General features: G+C 77.2%; 3 protein-coding genes. 1 reads left to right on the forward strand and 2 read right to left on the reverse strand.

All coding sequences use genetic code 11. The annotated features are described in order from the left end of the window. Nucleotides 1–908 (forward strand): HhH-GPD family protein (locus tag FNQ90_RS21950; RefSeq protein ID WP_407699421.1); only part of this gene is annotated, 908 nt, incomplete at its 5' end. Nucleotides 909–972: 64 nt separating this feature from the next. On the opposite strand, the gene FNQ90_RS21955 is transcribed toward FNQ90_RS21950, so the two are convergent. Further along, nucleotides 973–1,503 carry a GNAT family N-acetyltransferase gene (locus tag FNQ90_RS21955; RefSeq protein ID WP_182607937.1) on the reverse strand — a complete coding sequence of 177 codons (531 nt, stop codon included), beginning with the start codon at nt 1,501–1,503 and terminating at the stop codon, nt 973–975. A 97-nt stretch (nt 1,504–1,600) separates the two neighbouring features. Continuing rightward, nucleotides 1,601–1,764, reverse strand: a 164-nt coding sequence (locus FNQ90_RS21960; protein ID WP_182607938.1) for a DNA-3-methyladenine glycosylase I, incomplete at its 5' end; no start/stop codon positions are given.

The raw sequence follows: 1,764 nt of genomic DNA on the forward strand, positions 1-1,764 counted from the left end.
CCCCCGATCCCGATCCCGACCCCGGCCGCCCGGACGCCGCGGCACTGCACGGTCCGGTCGTCGCCTGGTTCGCCGAGAACGCCCGGGACCTGCCCTGGCGGCGCCCGGAGGCCGGCGCGTGGGGCGTGATGGTCAGTGAGTTCATGCTGCAGCAGACACCGGTGGCCCGGGTGCTACCGGTGTACGAGGAGTGGATGCGGCGCTGGCCGCGCCCGGCGGACCTGGCGGCCGTCCCGCCGGGTGAGGCGGTGCGCGCGTGGGGGCGGCTGGGCTATCCGCGGCGCGCGCTGCGGCTGCACGCCGCCGCCGGCGCGATGACCGAACGGCACGGCGGCGAGGTGCCGACCGAGCACGCGCACCTGCTGGCGCTGCCGGGCGTCGGGGAGTACACGGCGGCGGCCGTGGCCTCGTTCGCGCACGGACGACGGCAGGCCGTGCTGGACACCAACGTGCGTCGGGTCTTCGCCCGGGCGGTGGTCGGCACCCGCTATCCGCCGAACGCGACGACGGCCGCCGAGCGGCGACTGGCCCGGGCACTGCTGCCGGAGGACGAGGCGACCGCGGCCCGGTGGGCGGCGGCGACCATGGAGCTGGGCGCGCTGGTGTGCACGGCACGCGCGCCGCGCTGTGGGGTGTGCCCGATCTCCGATCGGTGCGCGTGGCGGCTGGCCGGCTCGCCGGAACACCAGGGACCGCCCCGGCGCGGGCAGGCCTGGGCGGGCACCGACCGGCAGGTGCGCGGACGTCTGATGGCGGTGCTGCGCGAGTCGATGGAGCCGGTTCGGGCGTCGGTGCTGGAACGGGTGTGGGAGGACTCGGTGCAGCGCGAGCGCGCGCTGCGCGGCCTGTTGGCCGACAGGCTGGCGGAGCGCCTGCCGGACGGCCGCTACCGTCTGCCGGGAGCCTGAGCGGGCCCGGGGCCGCCGTCGCGGTCCGGGCACGCCCGGGCGCGCGGGGTCGGGACGCGCTCCCTCAGCCCGTCGGCCGACGGTCCGGCGCGGGCCCGCCGTCGGCTCCGGCGGTGGGGCGGTTCCCCTCCGGGTCCGTGTCCCCGGTGTCGGCCTCCCCGCCCGACTCCCGGGCGGCCGGGTCCCGCAGCTCCCGGGTCATCATCGTGGCCGGCCCCTCCTCCGCGATCCCGGCGGCGGCGTAGGCGGCCCGGGCGGGCAGGTTGTCCGGGTCGACCGCGACCCACATGCCGTGGCAGCCGCGCTCGTGGGCGAGGCGGCCCAGCGCCTCGACCAGTTCGCGCCCCACCCCCCGGCGCCGGTGGGCCGGATCCACGGCCAGTTCGTAGAGGAACAGCTCGGTGCCCTTGTCGGGATGGGTCAGCTCCATTCCGGTCACCATGCCCACGGGCACACCGTCGAGGGCGGCGATCAGCAGGTGGTGGGTGGGCTCGTTGAGGAAACGCTGGGCCCACTCGGGGCGCACCGGACCGTCGAACAGGTGGGCGGCGGCCATCACCTCGGCCGGTGACGTCGCCCGGCGTATCACGACCATGCGGGTACCTCCCCGTTCTCCGTCCCCCGTGGGTCACCCTACGACCGCCGGGCCCCCGGGGCGGGGCGTTCGGCGCACGGATCCGGAGTGGTGCGGATCACCCCGCCCCGGACTCCCGGCGGGCGCGGACGTGGCAGTCGGCGAGGTGGTCGTCCACCAGACCGCACGCCTGCATGAGGGCGTACGCGGTGGTGGGGCCGACGAAGCGCAACCCCTCCCGTTTGAGGTCCTTCGCCAGCGCGGTGGAGGCGGGGGTGACGG

The organism is Streptomyces alkaliphilus (assembly GCF_014141535.1).
Classification (GTDB): domain Bacteria; phylum Actinomycetota; class Actinomycetes; order Streptomycetales; family Streptomycetaceae; genus Streptomyces; species Streptomyces alkaliphilus.

Coding starts and splice junctions, on each gene's coding strand:
- FNQ90_RS21955 (WP_182607937.1), bottom strand. CDS start 1,503: ATGGTCGTGATACGCCGGGCGACGTCACCGGCCGAGGTGATGGCCGCC.